The 20034-nt window shown below is 53.6% G+C and carries 13 protein-coding genes, 1 tRNA gene and 1 pseudogene; 7 read left to right on the top strand and 8 right to left on the bottom strand.

Going from position 1 to position 20034, the window contains the following annotated elements:
• Window positions 1-26: 26 nt before the first annotated feature.
• From CGLAMM_RS04665 to CGLAMM_RS04640, 6 genes are all read left to right on the top strand, one after another.
• A complete protein-coding gene (locus tag CGLAMM_RS04665; RefSeq protein ID WP_394818884.1) occupies window positions 27-509 on the top strand; it encodes a peptidylprolyl isomerase in 483 nt (160 codons plus the stop codon).
• Between the two features lie 69 nt (window positions 510-578).
• Window positions 579-654, top strand: a tRNA-Lys gene (locus CGLAMM_RS04660).
• Between the two features lie 413 nt (window positions 655-1067).
• The gene (locus CGLAMM_RS04655) at window positions 1068-1556 is read left to right on the top strand and encodes a Panacea domain-containing protein (protein ID WP_394818883.1); all 489 of its coding nucleotides are present in this window, start codon (window positions 1068-1070) and stop codon (window positions 1554-1556) included.
• Window positions 1557-1578: 22 nt separating this feature from the next.
• A complete protein-coding gene (locus CGLAMM_RS04650; RefSeq protein WP_394818882.1) occupies window positions 1579-1941 on the top strand; it encodes a hypothetical protein in 363 nt (120 codons plus the stop codon).
• 681 nt (window positions 1942-2622) lie between these two features.
• Window positions 2623-4437, top strand: coding sequence for a hypothetical protein (locus tag CGLAMM_RS04645; protein ID WP_418115435.1), 1815 nt, complete (start codon window positions 2623-2625; stop codon window positions 4435-4437).
• Between the two features lie 234 nt (window positions 4438-4671).
• Window positions 4672-6087 (top strand): sugar porter family MFS transporter, encoded by a 1416-nt coding sequence (locus tag CGLAMM_RS04640; RefSeq protein WP_418115434.1) that lies wholly within the window; start codon window positions 4672-4674, stop codon window positions 6085-6087.
• Between the two features lie 148 nt (window positions 6088-6235).
• Here the strand turns inward: CGLAMM_RS04640 and CGLAMM_RS04635 are convergent.
• The 6 genes and pseudogenes from CGLAMM_RS04635 to CGLAMM_RS04610 form a co-directional block, all read right to left on the bottom strand.
• Window positions 6236-8091, bottom strand: a pseudogene (locus CGLAMM_RS04635) (sensor domain-containing protein).
• Between the two features lie 343 nt (window positions 8092-8434).
• The gene (locus tag CGLAMM_RS04630) at window positions 8435-9058 is read right to left on the bottom strand and encodes a methyltransferase family protein (RefSeq protein WP_394818879.1); all 624 of its coding nucleotides are present in this window, start codon (window positions 9056-9058) and stop codon (window positions 8435-8437) included.
• The gene (locus tag CGLAMM_RS04625; RefSeq protein ID WP_418115433.1) at window positions 9055-9798 is read right to left on the bottom strand and encodes an N-acyl amino acid synthase FeeM domain-containing protein; all 744 of its coding nucleotides are present in this window, start codon (window positions 9796-9798) and stop codon (window positions 9055-9057) included. The genes CGLAMM_RS04630 and CGLAMM_RS04625 overlap by 4 nt, the downstream gene beginning before the upstream one ends.
• 1008 nt (window positions 9799-10806) lie before the next feature.
• Window positions 10807-12423: an efflux transporter outer membrane subunit gene (locus CGLAMM_RS04620; protein WP_394818877.1), complete on the bottom strand. Its 1617-nt coding sequence runs from the start codon at window positions 12421-12423 to the stop codon at window positions 10807-10809.
• Window positions 12420-13607 (bottom strand): efflux RND transporter periplasmic adaptor subunit, encoded by a 1188-nt coding sequence (locus CGLAMM_RS04615; protein ID WP_394818876.1) that lies wholly within the window; start codon window positions 13605-13607, stop codon window positions 12420-12422. The genes CGLAMM_RS04620 and CGLAMM_RS04615 overlap by 4 nt, the downstream gene beginning before the upstream one ends.
• Complete coding sequence (locus CGLAMM_RS04610) at window positions 13607-16777, bottom strand: efflux RND transporter permease subunit (RefSeq protein ID WP_394818875.1); 3171 nt, start codon at window positions 16775-16777, stop codon at window positions 13607-13609. The genes CGLAMM_RS04615 and CGLAMM_RS04610 overlap by 1 nt, the downstream gene beginning before the upstream one ends.
• A 1006-nt stretch (window positions 16778-17783) precedes the next feature.
• Here CGLAMM_RS04610 and CGLAMM_RS04605 point away from each other — a divergent pair.
• Window positions 17784-17975, top strand: a complete 192-nt coding sequence (locus CGLAMM_RS04605; RefSeq protein ID WP_418115432.1) for a helix-turn-helix domain-containing protein — start codon at window positions 17784-17786, stop codon at window positions 17973-17975.
• 122 nt (window positions 17976-18097) lie between these two features.
• Here CGLAMM_RS04605 and CGLAMM_RS04600 read toward each other — a convergent pair whose 3' ends face one another.
• Together CGLAMM_RS04600 and CGLAMM_RS04595 are read right to left on the bottom strand one after the other, a co-directional pair.
• Window positions 18098-18934, bottom strand: a complete 837-nt coding sequence (locus CGLAMM_RS04600) for a hypothetical protein (protein ID WP_394818873.1) — start codon at window positions 18932-18934, stop codon at window positions 18098-18100.
• Window positions 18935-18981: 47 nt separating this feature from the next.
• Window positions 18982-20028 (bottom strand): hypothetical protein, encoded by a 1047-nt coding sequence (locus tag CGLAMM_RS04595; protein WP_394818872.1) that lies wholly within the window; start codon window positions 20026-20028, stop codon window positions 18982-18984.
• Window positions 20029-20034: the final 6 nt, after the last annotated feature.

The raw sequence follows: 20034 nt of genomic DNA, 5'->3' as shown, positions 1-20034 counted from the left end.
TGAAACACCCATTAAAAGGAAGAATTATGTCTGAACACGACAACATGCTTGAAATGTCGCTGAAATCGGGAAAGGTGATGATCCGGCTGCGGCCTGATCTGGCCCCGCTCGCGGCCGCGCGGCTGAAGGAGTTGGCGAGCCAGGGATTTTATGACGGTGTCAAATTTCACCGCGTCATTGAGGGTTTTATGGCGCAGGGGGGCGACCCGACAGGCACCGGCTCGGGCGGGAGCGATCTGCCGGACCTGAAGGCGGAATTTACGCAGGAAGCAAAATTTGAACGCGGCACGATCGGCATGGCGCGCACCATGAACCCGAATTCCGCCAATAGCCAGTTCTTCATTATGTTCGAACCATCACCCTCGCTTGACGGGCAATATACCATTGTGGGTGAAGTCACGTCTGGCATGGAGCATGTTGACCAGATCAAACGAGGCGGCGGCGCGTCCGGGATGGTGACCGATCCCGACATCATCGTCTCAATGCGACCTGTTTCCTCAAGCACTTAAATGATGCCCAAGCCCGCTACAGCAGCTTGACGCGAAGGCGCGAGTGCTGTAGCGAGGCACCACCAAAGCGAACCGGTAGCTCAGTCGGTAGAGCATTCGACTTTTAATCGAATGGTCGTGGGTTCGAATCCCACCCGGTTCACCAATTTTCCTGAAATCGTCAGAAGATCATCACCTTAACTGGAAGGTTAGACACTTTTCCAACAGGGTTAGACATTTCTGATGCGCGTGACGATTTTTTTCCCGAGCTTTCTGACTCATGGCGCAAGTTGACGCTGCACGTTGGCGAAGCACGTATGGTCGGTGTCGAGTGGCGCCATGACGGCCCGCCGTTGCTCGTGCTTAGAAGCTCTCCAAGATAGCACGGTGTGGCGACGATTTGGTGAGCGTTGATCATGGCACGGTTTAGTGAATTTTGATGATGTGCTATTATTCAAGGCGCTTGCTTCGACAAAAAATGAAAAAAGTTGCAACCGGTTTCACGAATATCTAGTTTGAAAGTCGTAGCAGTTTGAGAAATCTCATGCATGCTTCGGTGCGAACTGAAGGAGCACGATAATGCCTATGAAACCCCTCACAGCAGCGAGACTGGTTTGTGAACGGAGCGGCTGGACAATAACCAACTTGAAACTGCAAAAAATTCTGTACCTTGCTCACATGTTTTACACTGGGAAACATGATGGTCAGGCTCTGATAGATGGCTCGTTTGAAGCATGGGATTACGGTCCCGTATCTCCCGACGTATACAAAGCTATTGCACATTTTGGCCGTGATCCTATTCAAAACGTTTTCGCAGACCATGATTCTGTTGACGAATATGCAAGGACTTATTTAAACTTGTTCAACGACCAATTGATGAAGTTCAGTGCTGCAGAGCTTGTCGGAATTACCCATTGGAAAGGTGGAGCTTGGTACAAAAATTACACCCCAGGTGAAAAGAACGTTTTGATTCCGCCTGAAGACATCCGAACGGAGTATGAAGCTCGTGTGGCCCAGTCAAAAAAAGGAAAAGGCCCCTCAGACACCCCAAGAGCTCGTCTCATCTAGTGTAGAGCTCATTGAAGCTGTATTGGAAAAGCTTCGGAAAGAAAAAACCGACTTTCTTATAAGTCAGTTGGAAGATCGGAACGTTGGTTTAACGGAAGAAAATAACGTTCTAAGCAAGGATATTGGAAGACTTGCGAAAAGAGTTAAAGAGTTAGAGGATAAAAATCAAAACTTAAGCGAATTTCATCGTAAAATTCATTTCGCTTCTGGCTTCGCGCCAGTCACTTTCTTACTTTATGAGATTTCTCGACTTTCAGGATACGTCGAACTTTCGATTAAAGTGCTTGTGGGTGGCGTCACTATATCTGCCATTGCAATTGGTCTTACCTTTGGCCTTAAATTCCCGGAGAAATTTTTTTCATTGATCTCTCAAATCAAATGTTGAGTCCCAAGATGTCACGTATGTTCCGGTAAATCCTAAAAAAGTCCGTTTCGGATATCGATGACGACTCTAAGAGCTCTTCATCGATCCTTTGCTGTTGAACTGCCGCTCAAAAGGCGGCGGAGGCTCTCGCCGAGGTTTCGATAAGTTAAATTAAAGCAGAGGACGAGGGCTAAAGTCTTGGTATCAGGATCAGCAATTTTGGGCGAAAGAGCGGGAGTTCAGCGCGCAGATCACGACGCCTTTCCAAGGGATAAAGAAGGTGATCTGAAGAGGCTCAATCCGTCTTTTCAAACGTCTGGCCACTACCTTCGAAACCCGAGAAGATGGCGGGTCGCGCGGTTACGTGATGTTTGTGAGTGCCAAATTTTTCACCATAAACCGGCGACGCCCAGCATCCCGGCGTTTCGCGGCTTGGCTCGTTTTACGGGTAAATCCTGATCGGTCTTGAAGTCCCGTTTATCTTTTCGACGATTTCGGGTAAAGATCAAGTTTTCGGATAAAATAGATACTATATGGATCGCCATCATATCGCGGATATTTCATCAACAGCAATATAAAGCGGTTTTCTACGTCCGAAACGACCACGTGCCGAGACCGAAACATGTTCACGACTGCGTGCAAAATCAAAAATTAAATTTTAAGATGTATCATACCCGCATTACGAGTGTAAGGACGGTAATAATGAATAAAATCTTACATTTTCTGGCGGTGTTTTGGGCGTCGAGCGTTTATGCGCAAAGCACTGTCACAGAGACCTCCGACCATGAGGTCACATTTCCGAATCTCTCCACCCAAGGTGCGGCACCCGTTCTGTCGATCGGGGGGACGCAATCAGATAATGGCGCCCCGGGGCAGAATACGGACCCCTACACGCCCCCTCATGCGCTTCTTCTCGGGGGGCAGCGTGTCGGCAGCCTTGACGCGTCCGCGGAAACAGACCAACGCGGCTCGGGCGCGTCGATTGTTATTCGTGGAATGCCCGATGGCTTCATGGATATGGGGTGCCTGATCTGCACTGTCATGACGACCTATCCGATGTTTCAGTCGCGGGCCGGTCTCAGCAGCAACCTGACAGATGTGACCAATATCGCTGACGATCCCTCATATGACACAGTGACGGAATATCTCCAGCCCGGCAGTGCTGAACCCGTGCTCGTCCTGGAAGATGTCACTTATGATGCGACGCATATTTACCTGCCGAAAGACCATTATCTGACGCCGCAGCAAATCGCGCGCATCCATCAGAATCAGTATGTCGTCACGAATTCGATCACCTCGGATGTCGCAGCGCCGGAATTTCCGTCGGATGATGGTCTCGTCAATCCGACATCGGGTAAAACCCTTGCCCCGGAAAATTACTATGTTTCCCTTGTCAATGACGTGGCGGCGGATGGGTCGTCAATTTCTGTTCAGGGCTGGGGCGTTTTAGGCGGGAATTCGTCCGGCCATCCCTGGAAAGCCAATGACGTGCCGACCACGACCTATGACACGGTGCGCAATAATTTCGGGAAGTCCGTCGCGATGATTGGTGCGCCAACCCAGGCAGGCGCCATCAATGTTTATGCGGCGTTCAACCCGTCCGATAATCCGCATTCCATGATTGATCACCTCGGCGGCGCGGAATTTGACATGCATTATATGGGCACGGCGTCAAATCAGGCGTCGATGACAGGTTTATTGATTTCTTATGATTGTCGTGGCGCCGCCGCGCCGTCTTCCGGCGGTTGTTATCACCCTACTTATGACTCGTCAGCCATCCTGATCAACGGACAAAATCTTCCCAATGGCATTCAGAATAATGTTTCGGGTTGGGCGAATGAATATAAGGGCTATAATTTTTACATTCCCGGTTCGAAAGCGCCTGAAAAGGGGAAGGGCAATCGTCATACGTCGTTTGAGAGCAGGACGCCGAGCATTGACGGGCACAACCTTGTCACGCGCGCCTGGACGGAACAGGTCACGGACGCTGACACGCCCAGCTGGACGGATTATCGGGTGAATTTCGGCCTGAACGTTGACGGAGACCAATGGAACGCCATCCCTAACTCCGGCTCGGATATGGGTTTTATCTCCTTCAATTATAACGTCGCCAATCTGGGTGGCGTCTGCCTCATCGGCAGTAACAGCGCCAGTCGCAATAAGGATTTTCCGGGTTTCTGCGTGCGGGCCGACGGGACGACGTGGTTCGGCAATTCGCTGGAATTACCGTCGGGCGTCAATATTGAGGCGCGGGCGACCGTCAATGGCGCGATCAATATCGGGGCCACGCTTTCCGGCAATAATCAGGGCGACTGGGTTGTCGGCACGCAAATTTCGGGCGGCGCGAGTATACGGGGCGTCAATGGTGTTTACGCGAAACAATATGTTGAGCAGCTTCAGACGCCTGCATCCGGTTCGGCCTCGTGCACGGAGGGGCAGTTCACGGATGACGCGAATTACCATTACGTCTGTGTCGGCAAAGATCACTGGCGGCGCGTCGCATTGAGCGATTTCTGAAAGAGGTTGCGACGTCGGGGGAGCCACTACCACGGTGGCTCTCTTATTGAAGAACCGCGCGTAGGCGCGCCTCGCAGAAAGAGATGGCTTGGAGGCGAGAAGCAGGAAGCCTCGCCTTCACGAAGCTGTGTCTTCCCAAGGCGGGATCTTCCGGCCTAGCTGGATTTCCGGTTTTCAAATCTGGCTTGCGGAGGTTTCATGTGTCCTGATGGCTTCCCCTCATGCGCCGACCCTGTGTCACTTCAAACGGAGGCAATTCAGCGACGCGTGACGCCTGCTGATCTCCGAGTTTTTATCGCATCCTGCGTGGCGGGCCTGGCCGGACTTCTCTTCGGATATGATCAGGGCATCATCTCGGCCGCGCTTCTCACGATCGAACATAGTTTTCCGCTCAGCTTATTTGGCAAACAGGCCGTCGCGGCAAGTATGGTGGCAGGTGCGCTTCTGGGCTGCCTGATCGCAGGCCCCATTTCGGATCGCTGGGGGCGACGCCCAATTGTCGCTTTGGCCGGGCTGATTTTTCTGCTCGGCTCGATCGGGTCGGGTCTCGCCGCCTCGGCCTGGCACCTGACCGGGGCGCGGTTCATCCTCGGCATTGCTGTCGGTGGGGCCAGCCAGATCGTCCCCGTCTATATCGCCGAACTCGCCCCGGCTTCGCGCCGCGGTCGACTCGTTCTGATGTTTCAGCTCGCCATTGTCAGTGGCATCCTCATATCCTCGCTGATCGGGTGGTTGCTCAGCGGCCATGCATGGGCCCTGCATCTTTTAGGGCGTGGGGGTGATTGGCGACTGATGTTTTTCCTGGGAGCTGTGCCCGCGCTCATGCTTCTCATCGGGGTATCGATCCTCCCGGAAAGTCCCCGTTATCTCGCGATGCGCGGGCAGGCTGCGGCGGCGATGCGCGTACTAAAGCGTTTGCGCGATCCGCAGGCGGCACCGGAGGATGAAATGCGTGACATCCTCAACGCCGCGTCTGAGACTGGAAACTGGCGCACCCTCTTTTCACGCCGTGTGCGCCCCGCTCTTATTGCGGGGGCGGGGCTGGCCATGTTCAGCCAGATGACGGGCACGAATGCCGTGCTGACTTACGCACCCACTATTTTATCCGGTGCCGGTTTCGGCCACAACGTCGCTTTGCTGACATCCCTCGGGATGGGCATCGCCATCACTCTGGCGACAATCCTGGGCGTTTGGGCTGTCGATCATCTGGGCCGACGACGATTGATGTTGTGCGTCCTGCCGGGCTCTATCTTTGCTTTGTTTCTTCTGGCCGCCGTGTTTCTACATGGTGACCCGCAAAATGCGGGGAGGTGGCTCGCCATCATCGGCCTCCTGCTTTATGTCCTTTGCACGTTGGGCAGTATCAATGCCGCTCTCTGGCTGGTGGGCGCGGAAATCTTCCCTCTCTCCGTACGGGGTAAGGGCATGAGTCTCGTCACCATCTCGCATTGGTCCTTCGATTTCCTTGTATCGATGGTCACATTGTCGATTATCGCAATACTCGGCGTTTCAGGCACTTTCCTGTTATTCGCGCTGATTACGGTCTCAGCGTGGCTATTCATTTATGCGCGTATACCGGAAACAAAAAGCCGCTCCCTCGAAGCGATTGAGGAAAGTCTTTCAAACGGGACTTTTCTCCACCATCGATGAGTTCTTGAGAGCCCAGGATGCGGGACGTGTCAAAGACCGCCCGCGTCAGATATAGATAAGCCCGAGGACGTGGCTCAGTGGCGTGTCGTGCCCGGCGGCGGTTTCTGGAGATGGCCGGCGCGCATTTTCTGGAAGGACGTGCCGGATGTCAGGATCTTCCGGATATCCTCTGATGGTCGGGGCGGCTGAGGTAAAAGCCCTGCGCAAAGGGAATACCATTTAATTGCAGCCAGATGAGCTGATTTTCATGCTCGATACCTTCTGCCACAACATAGACATTCATATCGGCCGCGAGGCGCGCAATCGTCCTGACGATGGCCGTTACCTTCTGATTGGTGGTGACATTTTCCATGAAGGATGCGTCAATCTTGATGCCATCCACGTCAAAATCGCAGAGATAGGTCAGTGATGAATACCCCGTGCCGAAATCATCCAATATCAGGCGCACCCCCAATTTTCGCAGGTCTCGAAGCTGGTCAAGCGTATGGGCTTCGGCGGCCAGGAATGTCGTTTCCGTCACTTCAAGTCCCAGCCGAGAGGGGGGAGGCCCGTATCATTGAGGCACGTCGCCACCACAGACACAAAATTGCCGGAGCGCAACTGACTGGGAGAGACATTGACTGCAATCGGAAGATGCCCCGGCCATTTGACGGCCTCCCGACAGGCGTGGTTCAGGGTGAAAGCGCCGATCTCATCAACCAGGCCATTATCCTCAATCGTCTTGATGAATTTTTCGGCTGACAGGACGCCATGCTCGGGATGCCGCCATCTTATCAGCGCTTCAGCAGAGACAATATGAGCCGTCGTTGTGTCGAAGATGGGCTGATATTCCAGGAAGAACTCTTTATTATCAATGGCGGTAACGAGGTCAGCCTTTAGCTTGACCTTCTTGAAATACTCTTCTTCCATCGCCGGCTTGAAAAGTGAGAAGCTGTTACGGTGTTTTTTGGCGTGGTAAAGCGCGAGGTCAGCGTGATGGAAAAGGCGCTCCGTCGTCTCACCATCCCGCGGGAAAAATGCGACACCGACACTGACACTTGGCCTGATGGCAATATGATCAATAAAAAATTCCTGATTGAAGCTTTCAACCAATGAGCGGCTGAAAGCGACCGCTTCATCCTGATCGGCAGAAGGGAGGATCAGCGTAAACTCATCCCCGCCCAACCGCCCGATGAGATCGGTCGGATGGCAGGCGCGTTTGATCCGCTTGACGATCATCCGCAACATGACATTGCCGACCTCATGGCCATATTGGTCATTGACGAGTTTGAACCGGTCAACATCAATCAGGAGAAAGGTGAAAGGCGTCTTATTTTCGCAATATCGATGAAGCGTTTTGAGGAATGCCTGCCGGTTCATCACCTTCGTGAGGTCGTCATAATTCGCCATGAAATGGACCCGGGATTCAGCCTTCTTCTTTTCCGTGATGTTTGAGCTGACGCCCCGAAACCCGAGAAAATGTCCATTGCGGTCATGGGCAGGATGACCCGTGATGTTGAAATAATATTTCTGGCCATTCTGCCGGGTCAGGACGACATGGTCGCGAAAAGGCTGGTTATTGCGGATAAGCGCATCAATTGTCGGGCGGGTCGTGTCGTCATTTTCAAAGCCGAGATCGGCGAAGCAGCAGCCCTCGATCGTGGCACTGCGGGGCTGGAAAAACCTCTTCATTTTGACATCCACATTGCGCAGCCTGCCGTTGCGATCCGTCTCCCACAGCCAGTCCGGTGAATTCGTTTCATATTCTCGCAGAAACACGCTGATCGTTTCATTCTGCCGTTCCAGATTAAGGCGGCTGATGGCGCGTTCGATCAGGATCTTATTGATGTAAATGATGCCACTGGCGGCAAAACCGATAAATCCGACGAATGAGAATTTGGCAACGGCTTCCACCGTATGCAGGCAGGTAAAGATGACGAGGATGCAAAAGGAACTGACGGGAAGAAAAAAGGCGAAGGCGGCGCTGAGGGGCACACCGATGATAGGTGTTGATACCAATCCCATCGAGATTTCCAGCAACACACCATCTGTGATGAATTCATCTTCAAGCGCAAAGCGCGAGATGATCGTGCCCCAGGTGCAACCCAGGGCCACGAAGAGAAAGAGTGAGCGCGAGATAAATCGCGCATCATTCTGGTCCTTCTGCCATGTGTGCTTGTTGATGTTGAGGCACACATAGAGAAAGATGAGAAAGACCCATTGGATGACGAGGAGGGTAGAGGGGCGGTTATCCAACCCAAAGATGAACAATGTCGATGAGGAAACGCCGAGAAGCGTGTAAAGAAAGACAGTGTTGGAAAGGATACCGGATTGCTCACGCCGGATTTCTCCAGCGTGCTCAGGAATGTCATCTAAAGCGAAAAGTCGCCACAGCTCGCGCCAATATCGAGGCGTGAACAGTCTTATGGGTCCCCGTTTCTGCATGTTTGAAACCGCCTGATTGAAAAAGGCCTCGCTTGGAAAGATAAGCCTTGTAGGAAGAGCCCAGTTCCGATCGGAGAAGTCTCTTCTCCTCTTCTCGGGCAAGTATGGCATACCATATGAAGAAGGCGAGGGTGAACATCCATAGAACGGGCCCGCCTATGAGGGCGGTCGCCAACCAGAAAAGCCGATAAGCAACGTAGAATGGGTGTCGCAAATAGCGATAAGGTCCCCGCGTGACAATTTCTCGTGAAACGGCGTCCTCGTGCGCAACGTGGAGGCCGCCTTTCCGTGTCGCGTTGACGGCACTCCAGAAAATAACCGCGGAAGCGATAAAGAGCGCAATCGCGCCATTTACCTGCCATGGACCCGGATCTGACAAAAGGCCGATTGCGAGGAACATGACGTAAGCGACGAGGCTGAAAATGGACAAGGCCCGCATATTGTGCGGCATTTGCCCCGGGGATTCGAAATGTCGATATAAAGCCCAGGTGAAGGATAAAAAGCAGAAGAGTGAGAATGCGAAGGCGCACGGCGTCGTGTAAATCATCGGAGGTCTCCCGCGCGTAAGTAGACGGCACCGCCGCTCATGAAATCATCCAAAGGGCCGGTCGCCGTTGTGAAAGGGTCCATGATCGGGAAAGCCGCCCGAAGCTCGTCAAAGCGTTTTCTGTCTGAAGACATAAGCTGCATCCGGCATTTCAGGCCAGGATAGGGCTGCGGCGTTGTCTCGGCCTGATATCCAAGGCGTCGGTAAAATGAGGCGTGCGATTTCCGCACACAGGCAATGGTGATCTGAGCATGTGACATCATCGAAACATAACTTGCGATGCGGTAAAGCAGATAGACAATGGCGCCCCCACGATCAAGAGACGGGTCGCGCACCAGACGCGTATATTCGGCGACCCGGACAGGGCCACTCACAGCGTGGGCCGCATCTCGCATGATACGGTCAAGCGTCTCGGGGAAAGCATCGTAGCAGGGCGAGCGTTGGCCCGCCCCCTGGAGAAGCAGGCACACACGCACGGACGCGACGGGGTCGCCATCTCGATAAAGCACGATGGTGCGACTATTGGGGAGGAGATCATAATCATCGGAGAAAAGACCGGAATTATTGGGCTCAATATGACCGGACGCCAGGTAACATTGATATCTTAAACGGTATGCGTCCTCTCTCGTATCGTCATCAAATGCCATTTTGGCCAGATAAACATCGGCCGGAATAAAATTGCTGACTTTTGGCAGTTCTTCAGGGTTGATGTGCGCAATCCGAGCGCTTGAGCAAGTCATGAACATCTATATGCTCCGAATTTGAAATAAGACCCCGCCATTCGGTGGATAAATCGGCGTCTTCGAAGCGATATATATGAATTTCATGTTTAGTAAAGAATGATTTTAAATAATTTATGAGGAAATTATTGACGTTCTTAAAGTAAAAACGCAGAAAAAAATCTAAATTGATTGTTTATCTTCGATTTTATTTATCTGATTTGACCCAAAATTTTAATAGGCCATTAAATTTTTAAATCCGTATTTAAATGAACTGTTGATATCTCCCCTGCCGAATCGCTAAAGCCCTGAAGGCGTGTCATATTTATTTCTCAGAGTTAGATTTTTGTGATCTTTCACAGATGAAGCGGGCGTTCTGACGCGGCATATCAGGCCAGAACGGTGATAAAAACGTTGGTAATGCGCAGGGTTCACCATGTGGGTGGATGGCGGAGCGCGCACGCACGACAGCGGCAGGATGCAGGTCCGACAGTGAACTGACGGCCTGAAAAAGGCACTCGAGCTTATCGTGCAACTCGACCTTTTTGGCATCTTGCGATGTTCCCCTTCCGCAACTGAGTGATCCGGCCCGCGACTGCGATGACAAAATAAAGCGGCATGCACCTGATAAATCGCGTTTGTGAACAAAGAGTTACTCTGAACAGGCCCGAGACCTCACATGGCCCTGCGTTTCTACCCAATAAAGAGAAAGAGGAAATCTGAACTCCTGCTCAAATGACGCGGGTTAAACCCTTCGAAATTCGAAATTTACCATCATGAATCGCGGTGAGATGAAAATATATTTACTCTCTCATCTATCATTTTTCAGAAGTAAGTAAAATATATTTACTCCAGCGCTTTTTTAAATCCTGTGCCGCTCAGGCTCAACCTCATTTCCGAAAGATCACTGGTCAAATTGCGGTGAAATGCTCAGTCAGGGTGATGGGTCCACGTAATGTGCCGTTCCCTGCAGATGGCGCGACGGCATGACATGTTTGAGGAAGGCGACGCCCCGACCGCCTGTCAAATTCATCGAAGGCGCAGGGGTGGCAAGGCCTCGTGCGGCGTCGCGTGCGTCGGTTCCGGTAAGGGTTGACTCAGATCCTCAAACGCTTTCGGGTGGGGCGCATTCTCCACATCGCCAATCGGGTCCGGATGGCGGATATTCCCGTATTGCAAGGGCGAAAGAGACAGGGTCGATTTCATATCCGGCAATGCTGACCGATCCCAGCCGCCACCTAATGCACGGATCAACCTGACATCCGCCTGATATAACCTTGTTGCGACTGTCACCTGCTCAATGCGGGTTTGCAGCGTCTGCACCTGCGCGAAAATCGCTTCGAGATAGGTGCCGACACCACCTTGATAAAGCGTCATGGTCATACGCTGGGTCGAGAGAGAGGCATCAACCGACATGCTCAGCGCCTGATTCTCCGCGTTCAGCCGATCCGTGCGGGACAGCCCGTCCTCGACTTCTCTGAAACTGTCCAGAACTTTGCTGCGATAGAGATCGCGTGTTTCGCGATAATCGGACCAGGCCTGCTGTAAACGCGCACGGCGGAGGCCCCCCTCAAAAATCGGTAATTTGAAGGTCGCGCCGTAAGTCCAAAGGGAATTGGCGAGATTGGCGAGGTCAAACCCATTCTGCGCGAAGCCGCCCCCGGCGCTGAGAGTCACATTGGGATAGAATGCGGCGCGTGCAATGCCGATCTCCCGATTGGCCTCCGCCATGCGGCGCTCCGCACTCGCGACATCCGGGCGTCGCTGCAGAAGGGCCGAGGGAACGCCGGTCGGGATGGCGGGCTGGGCAAAGCGCAGGACCGACTTTGCGGGGATGTGGAAGGATGAGGGTGAGCGGTTGGTCAGGATCGCGATGGCATGTTCAACCACGGCGCGGGCAGCCTCAATGTCCAATCTGGCGGCGATCGTATTATAAAGCTGCGTTTTGGCGCGTGCGACATCCAGGGCGGGCGCCGCCTGGTTCTGGAGCTGGTTCTGAGTTATCTTTAATGCCTTACGGTAATAGGCGATGGACTGATCATAAATCGCAAGTTGCGCGTCATAACCACGCAACTGGATGAAGTCAGATGCCAGCTCCGCCTGAAGGCTCAGGCGTGACATCGCGTAATCCGCCGCCTTCTCCTGCGCCTGGTTTTGCCGCATCCACATGCGGTTGCGCAATTTGGCCCAAAAATCCGGCTCCCAGGAGGCGAGGCCGTGATATTCCTCATCCGTCTCCGTCGTCGCGCCCTTATAGCGGAAGAGGCGGTCCGCCGACTGCTTATTATCCGTCGCGCCCGCATTCAGCGATAAATGGGGCAGCAGGTCCGAGCGTGCGGAGGCCACCATGGCGCGGGCCTGAATGAAACGTTCCGCTGCGGCCTGCAGGTTCGGATTGCTGTGCGTCAGATCATCCTCGAGTTGATTGAGGAGGGGGTCGCTGAACATCGTCCACCACTGAGTCGACAGGGTCGCGTCCGCTGGCGTCGCGATGCTGAAAGGGGCGCGGCCCTGCCAGCTCGCAGGCACAATAAATTTGGGCGCGTGATAGGTGGGCGCAAGGTCGCAGGCGGAAAGGGCGAGCATGGCCGTGACAGCGCCACACTTTATCAGCGCGCGGCGGAACGGCAAAAGGCGGGCCATCATTTCTTCTCATCCCCATCGGCATCGGCCGCGTGATCGTAACCTTTTGCAGGGATCACGACATTAACCTTGTCCCCTTCAAGGAGGTCGGCTGGTGGGTTGTTGATGACGCGATCATCCGCTGAAAGGCCCGAGAGCACTTCGGTGGATGTGTCCGCCATGCGGCCCACCTTGATGTTTTTGAAATGGACGCGGCCAGACTTGTCCACCGTTGCGACCTGCATGCCTTTTTCCTGAAACACCAAAGCGCCACTCGGGATCTGCCGTACCGCACTGTGACTGTTTTTCGCGGTCAGCTTGATGGAGGCGAAGGTGCCTGGCCATAATTCGTGGTTCGCATTCTCCATCACAAATTCCGTCACCGCCGTGCGCGTGTTCGGGTCAAAACCGCGGGCCATCGTCAGGAAGCGCGCCTTGAAAGTGCGGTTGGGAAATTGCGGCACGGTGACATCCGCCTCGAGGCCCGGCTGTAGAATATAGGCGAAGACTTCCGGCACGGAGACGAACAGGCGCAATTTATCCACCTGCGCGACCGTGAACATTTCTTTCGCGTCGCCCTTCGCATCCATATCGCCGGACCCGTCGCGCACATAATCCCCGACGCTGATATTACGTGCGGTGACGACGCCTGAAAAAGGCGCGACGATGGATTTGAATTTCTCAAGCGCGGCAAACCGGTCAACATTATGTTGCGCGGCTTCCAGAGTTGCCTGCTGCGATTTCATGTTCGCGACGGAGACGGAGACAGCCTGTCCGGAAACGGACTGGGATTTGCCCATCGCCTGCCAGCGTTTGGCCGTGACAACGGAAAGATTATATTTCGCTTCCGCTGCGGAAAGATCCGCCTTGGCCTGCGCATATTGCGCATCGAGGCCCGGCGCATTGATTTCCGCCATTAGATCACCAGCCTGAACATCGGCGCCATAATCCTTGAACCACATTTTCACATAGCCGGAGACCTGCGGATATATGCGCGCGGAATACCAGGCATCGATCGTGCCGGGCAGCGTGATGGACACCATGGGATCTGCCGGTTTCGGTGTCAGAACAGCGACATCTTCAATAGCGCCGGATTGGGTGACCCGGCGAAGCTCCCACGCATGGACGATGCGACCGACGAGGAGAAACCCGACATAAAGGCAGAAAATTGCCCCCCCCGTGACAAGAAGTTTTTTACGGTTGGCCATCAGGGGGTCTCCGTGGATTTAGGTTGTCGGTCATGAAGAATGGCATAGACGCAGGGGACGAAAAGGAGCGTTGACACGGTCGCAATCAGAAGACCGCCAATGACCGCTTTACCCAGTGGCGCGTTGGTCGAGTTGCTGATCGCCATCGGCACCATCCCGACAATCATGGCAAGTGCGGTCATCAGAACCGGGCGGATACGACCAATGCCGGCTTCCAATGCCGCTTTCAGGGCGTCGCCATGGATCTCTATCCGCTCACGCGCATAGGAGACGACGAGAATGGAATTGGCTGTCGCCGTGCCCATGCACATAATGGCGCCCGTCAAAGCGGGGACGGATAGACGCGTCCCTGTCAGGAAGAGTGCCCAGGCAATCCCGGCCAGCGCCCCCGGCAAGGCGGTGATGATAATGAAAGGATCAAGCCAGGTCTGGAAATTAACGACGATCAGCAGATAGATCAGCAGGACGGACACGACCAGGCCGAAAATCAGCTGGCTGTAAGCGCTGTGCATCGTCGTGGCCTGTCCGCGCACATCAATCGCCGCACTACGCGGCGCCTGCCCGGCTGTTTCGGACAGAACATGCTGGACGCCCGACAGGACGGAACCCAGATCCGTCCCTTCGGCCGACACATAAATATCAATATCCGGCATGGAGTTGAAATGCGATACTTCACCGGGCGTGCCCACCTGCGTGACATGGCTGATCGCCCCGAGAAGCTGGATCTGATCATTCGGATCACCATCCCCTTTATCAACCGGGATTGTCAGCAGATCATTGAAATGCGTCAGCTGATCCTGCGACACGTAGACATTAAGTGGGAAGGTGACGTTATCTTTGGGGTCAAGCCAGAATTGCGGATCAACGGTCGAGCTTCCTGACAATGTCATCAGTTCATTATTCGCCATATCCGCTTCGGTCAGCCCTGTCGCCTGGCTGAATGTGCGGTCGCCCTCCACCTGAAGCGTCGGGGTGGCCATGGATTGCTGAATGACGACATCCGCGGCACCCGGGATACGGCGCAATTTTCCGATGATGGATCGTGCGTAATTGAAGTTCTCCCGGATATCCGGCCCGGATATTTGAATATCAATTGGGGAGGGCGATCCGAAATTAAGGATCTTCGCCGTCATATCGGCAGGCTGGAACGTAAAGACCGTCCCGGGAAACTGCGCTGAAAGATCTTTTCGCAGAAGGGCGCGATAATCCCAGACCGGTGATTCCTGATCCCGAAGGCTGATTGTCAGGTCACAATCCTGCGTGCCGATCGTGGGTGTGGGGATGAAGGCCTGGTTGTGCGGCCCTTCCGGCAGGCCGCAATTACTGACGACGCTGTCGATTTTTCCCGGGAGGTCCTTGCGAATGCGGTTTTCAACCAGCGAGGCAATGCGTGCCGCCACCTCGATCCGCGTGCCCAGAGGGGCGCGGAAATGCATCTGCATCATGCCTGATTTCGGCTCCGGGAAGAAGTCTCGCCCCGCGATTGTGTAAAGCAGCAGGGAAGAAAGCGAGACGCCGAGGAAGATTGTCACGAAGCGCCGTCGATGGGTGATGAGACGCCCGAGAAACGCCCCGTAAGCGTCGCGAAATGCACTGAAACGTGCCTCAAACCCGCGCTGGAAGCGTTTGAAAAAATTTGCCTGACCTGCGTCCAGCTGGGGCGCGCCGTGATGCGCTTCAGCACCGGCATGTCCCGCCAGCAGATATTTCGCCATGGTGGGGACAAGTGTCCGCGAGAGGATGAATGAGGCGATCATCGCAAAAATAATGGCTTCGGCCATCGGCAGGAACAGAAATCCGGAGATGCCATCCAGCTCCAGCAGAGGGAGCCAGACGATACAGATGCAGGTTGTTGAAACAAAGGTCGGGATAACGATCTGATTGGCGGCATCGATAATGGCGACTTCGAGATCCTTTCCCATCTCCAGATGCGTATCAATATTTTCGATCATCACCGTCGCATCATCGACGAGAATGCCGACTGCCAGCGCCAGCCCGCCGAGGGTCATGACGTTGATCGTCTGACCGGCCCAGTTCAACCCGATGATTGAACAGAGAATGGCGAGGGGGATCGATGTCGCGATGATGATGGTGGAACGCCACGACCCGAGGAAGAGCAGCACGACGAGACCGGTCAACAAGGCGGCTGTCACCATCTCCTGCACCACATCCTCAATCGAATCCTTCACGAAGGTGGAGGCGTCGGTCAGCACGCTGACCTTGACATCCGGCGGCAGAATTGTACGAAGCCGCGGGAGGAGTTTCTTGACGCCATCCACCACGTCGAGTGTTGACGCGCCGCCGCCTTTCATAACGACGATCTCAACACCCTGCCGCCCTTTGACGAGGACGATATTGGTCTGGGGATGCCCGCCCCGGTAAACATTGGCCACGTCATGAATATAAATGACGGCATTACCGACACGCTTGACGGGGATATCGCCGATTTCCTTCATGGTTTGCGGCGTGGCGTTGGTCTGTACCATCCAATCGATCGCGTCGATTTTCTGATCCCCGGCGGGGAGCACAATATTCTGGTCGCGCATCGCATTCTGCACGTCCATAGAGGAGAGATTGTGCGCCCGTAACTGATTCTGATTGAGGGCGATCATCACGAAACTATCCATCCCGCCATAAGGATGCGCGACGACGGCGCCTGGGACAGTGACGAGTAAAGGGCGTGCGCCGATGACGCCAAGTTTGAAGAGGTCGGAAGGCGTTTGCTTGTCCGATGTCATTTGCAGGGAGATCACTGGCACGGAGGACGCGTCGAGCTTCATGACCATCGGTGCAGGGATGTTGACCGGCAACTGTTTGATGACGGTCTGTGAAATGGCCGTGACTTCAGCCATGGCCTCACCGATTTCCGTCCCGGGTTGGAAGAAAATATTGACGATGCCGCGCCCGTAATAAGAGTTCGACTCCATCCGCTCTATATTGTTGACGGTTGAAGTGACGTTAAGCTCAAAATTATAGATGATGCGCCCTGCAAACTGCTTCGGCAACATGCCATTATAGGTCCAGACGACGGAAACGACCGGTATTTTGATATTCGGGAAAACATCCGTCGGCGTCTTGAAAATCGCCAGAATGCCGAACATCAAAATCAGGATCGAAAAGACAACGAAAGTCAGAGGGCGTCTGAGGGCGGTGACGACAATAGCGTTCATTAAGCGCGGCGCTTCCTATCAGTTTTGTCGCAGGGAGGTCGCGACCGATGGAGTGACCCTCGGTAACAGGCGGACCGATGTTGACGAAGATTAGCGACGAGATGACAAAACTACGCGCAAAATGTCCAATTACTTTTTTTTAAAGTTGAATTTCGACAGGCACGACTCCTCACACCTGTCTCGTGACGTGCATCCGGCCGATCGGGCGCTGAAAATTGCTATGATAAACAAAAGTCAATCTTCTATTAACTATTGTTTATAACATATTGAAATTACAGCGTAAGATGTGGTCCGCCAGAGCACTGAGCAACATGATGACAAAATGTTGCAAATTTTGACACGTGCATTGTAAAAGATATCCGGTCAATAAACGGGACTTTCAAAAACAATGTGAGTCATCTACAATCTAAAGTGGTATGATTTATTGAGAAGATTCTTCAAATCATATCAATATCGCAAAGGAGTATTTTATGCCGGAAAATATATATTATCCTTCAAACAAGTATATTTGACTCATACTTTAAGATAAAATAGTTATAAAATGGAGTCATAAGGATTCATTCATTCAATAAATGATTTTTTAGTGCGAGTCCTGGGTTGTGGCGACTTATTGGGGAGAGCGGCCTCCGAAAAGATGTATTGTTGATGGGCGTCCGGTCATTCAGTGCACGCAATTTATGAAGCCGCGCTTTACGTGTTGATTTCCCCTTAGGAAGAGGAGTTTTGCCCCCAGATCCATCATCAAGTCGCTGGCGGTTTTCCAGGATGAACGGCTTCAAGTGTCGCGTTCGAAACGGCTTAATGTTGATGAAAAATTGTTATTATCCTTAGCGAGTATTTAAGCCGCCTCTTCTGCGCGTCTATCCGCAAAAGAGGCATCATTACATTAGGCCGTGGTGACACGTCGCATGACTTCTTGTTCTCACGGACAATTTTATTTGAGGAGAATTTAAAATTGGTCATGAAAGGTGTCAAATTTACGCCGCGCCAGGTGCGCATTCAATTTATGAAAAAGAAATTTCTGGAGCAGATCGCGAAATCCGCCAATATCTCAGAAGCTGCGCGCGTCGCCGGAATTGATCGGGGCACCGCTTATAATTGGCGGCAGGCTGACCCGGATTTCAATGCAAAATGGGAGAAAATCCTCGAGCATACGGATGCCGCCCCGGAAGAAATATGCTCCGAGGCGGAGAGCTGACGTCAGCAAAAAAGGGACGGAATAAAGCGGCCAACCGATTTCTTGACTGAGATCGGCTGACGCTTTTCCCGCCTCAAACCCCAATTGAGGGAGAGGCTTTTTTGAGCTCGGTTTGACCGGGCTTAAATGCCGCGATGATTGGGAAGGTGCAGCGTGCCCGGCTGGGGTGAGAGCTGTGTCCCAGCCGCAGCAGGTGACGATGAATCATCGCCAAGTGGGAATACGGCATCCGGTACATCGACGGACTTCGGACCTTTTGGCGTTTGGGCTGCCGCGGATTTTTCCGGCGCTTTGACAATCGTGACACCTGGGGTCGCGTCGGCTGCCGCATCACCAGCTGTTGATGCGCCGTCATCGCCGGAACCAGGGTTTAAAGAAACCTGCTTGACGTCATGACGCAGCGGCATTCCGCTTGCATCCACAAGCCAGTCCCCCAGAACATGCCGAATCTGATATTCCAGTGCGCTATTCATGCTGCGCATCATGGAAATTCCCATATTATCCAACGCCTCAGGCGACTCAGCGTCGATATCACCTGTATAGGCAGTGCTCTCGGTGCGGATGACGGCGTAACCCGCCGTGTCGCTTGACGGGGAGGCGACATCAATCCGAAGGGATAATTGGCCGATCAGGGTTGAGACGGGTGCATGCTGGATGGAATCTCTTACCACTGTGATTTTAGCGGTGCCATGACTGCCAGCGGCGTTGAGGCGATGCGCGACCATCTCACGTATCCGCATCATGAGAGGGATGGAGGCGCGGTAGGAAATATCGCCGGGCACGTGTTGGCGTGCGGAGTCATCAACGACCGTGATGGACGCGACATTAAGGTTCAGCGTGTTGAAATCCGCATAATCAATGGGCGGAGAAGGGTCCGGGCGTCGCTGGCCACATCCTGTAATGGTGAAAAAAATCATGATCGACGCCATGAAAGTTACACCGATTCTGACTCTTTTCATCGCTGCTTCCGCTCCCTTACCTATACTGAATGTCGCTGAGGATGGCTTTAGATCTTGCGTCGTAACCGCGATAGAAAACCTGAGGGTGAGGGCGCTTCGCGCGCCGGCTTGGTGGCGGCCATGTCGGGCGCCGGCGTGGCATCCTGATCTTTCGCGTTGGATGCGTCCGATTGGCTGAGAAAAGCCCAGGCGGGGGAAATGAGATCGGCACGTTGATAAGTCGGTTTATGCTCGGGGAGCACTTCCGGCTTTGGTGCCAGATTTGTCATGTCGGATGTGCGGCCGAGGCCGAAATTTTCAGGATCGAAATGCTGCGCATGTTCGATGACCTGGACGTGGGCGGGATTGATCAACATCCAGGCAAGGATTTTCGCCGGGATAAGCGCTGGGAACTCAAGATCGGAGATGACCAGCCCCGTATCCGGAAGATAAAGGCCGGGCGGGTCATTTAAGCCGGACCGTCTCCAAATCAGGTAAAATGCCGCTTCTGCATCATCATCATAAAAGCGGTGGACGAGCAGATCCTCAATCATGAAGGAAAGCTGGGATCGCAACGGCTTATCGTCATAGGGCGACAGAATGATCAGTGTTTCCGCCGTGATGCGCGTATCCAGTAACCTTGTGATCCCAGCGATACGCCATTGGCCGATCAATTCGGGTTGATCCGCGGCTTTCTGCGTGATCTCGGCTTTGGATGAGACTGAGATATTTCTGATATTCCGCGCTGACCAGGCGAGGCTAAGATGAAGGGAAAGAAATTCCGGCATAGCGGAGATATCTTCCCCGGACGCGATGCGTGACGGTTTTTTAGAGAGTGATGTCCGGTAAAGCGCCTTATAGGCGTGCGCAACCGTGTCGAGGACATCATCCGTATCGAGTTTAGAGAGGAACTCGATATGGGACCCGCAATAATCGAAGCGGCTGTTGAGAAACCAGGCGGCCCGCCTTAAGCTCTTTTCCTCCGTGAAGACGACCGCGCTGATATTGTCAGACAGGCTGACATGCGCCTCCACCCGCCATCCGGGGTAAAGACGTTCCAGCCGATGCCCATCGACGCGGACGCGGCGATAGAAATTTGCGATGTCGTTGCTCATGACGGT

It is taken from the genome of Sorlinia euscelidii (assembly GCF_036452135.1).
Classification (GTDB): domain Bacteria; phylum Pseudomonadota; class Alphaproteobacteria; order Acetobacterales; family Acetobacteraceae; genus Sorlinia; species Sorlinia euscelidii.
Note: the sequence above shows the minus strand (reverse complement) of the source record. Positions and strands in the feature narration are given on the sequence as shown.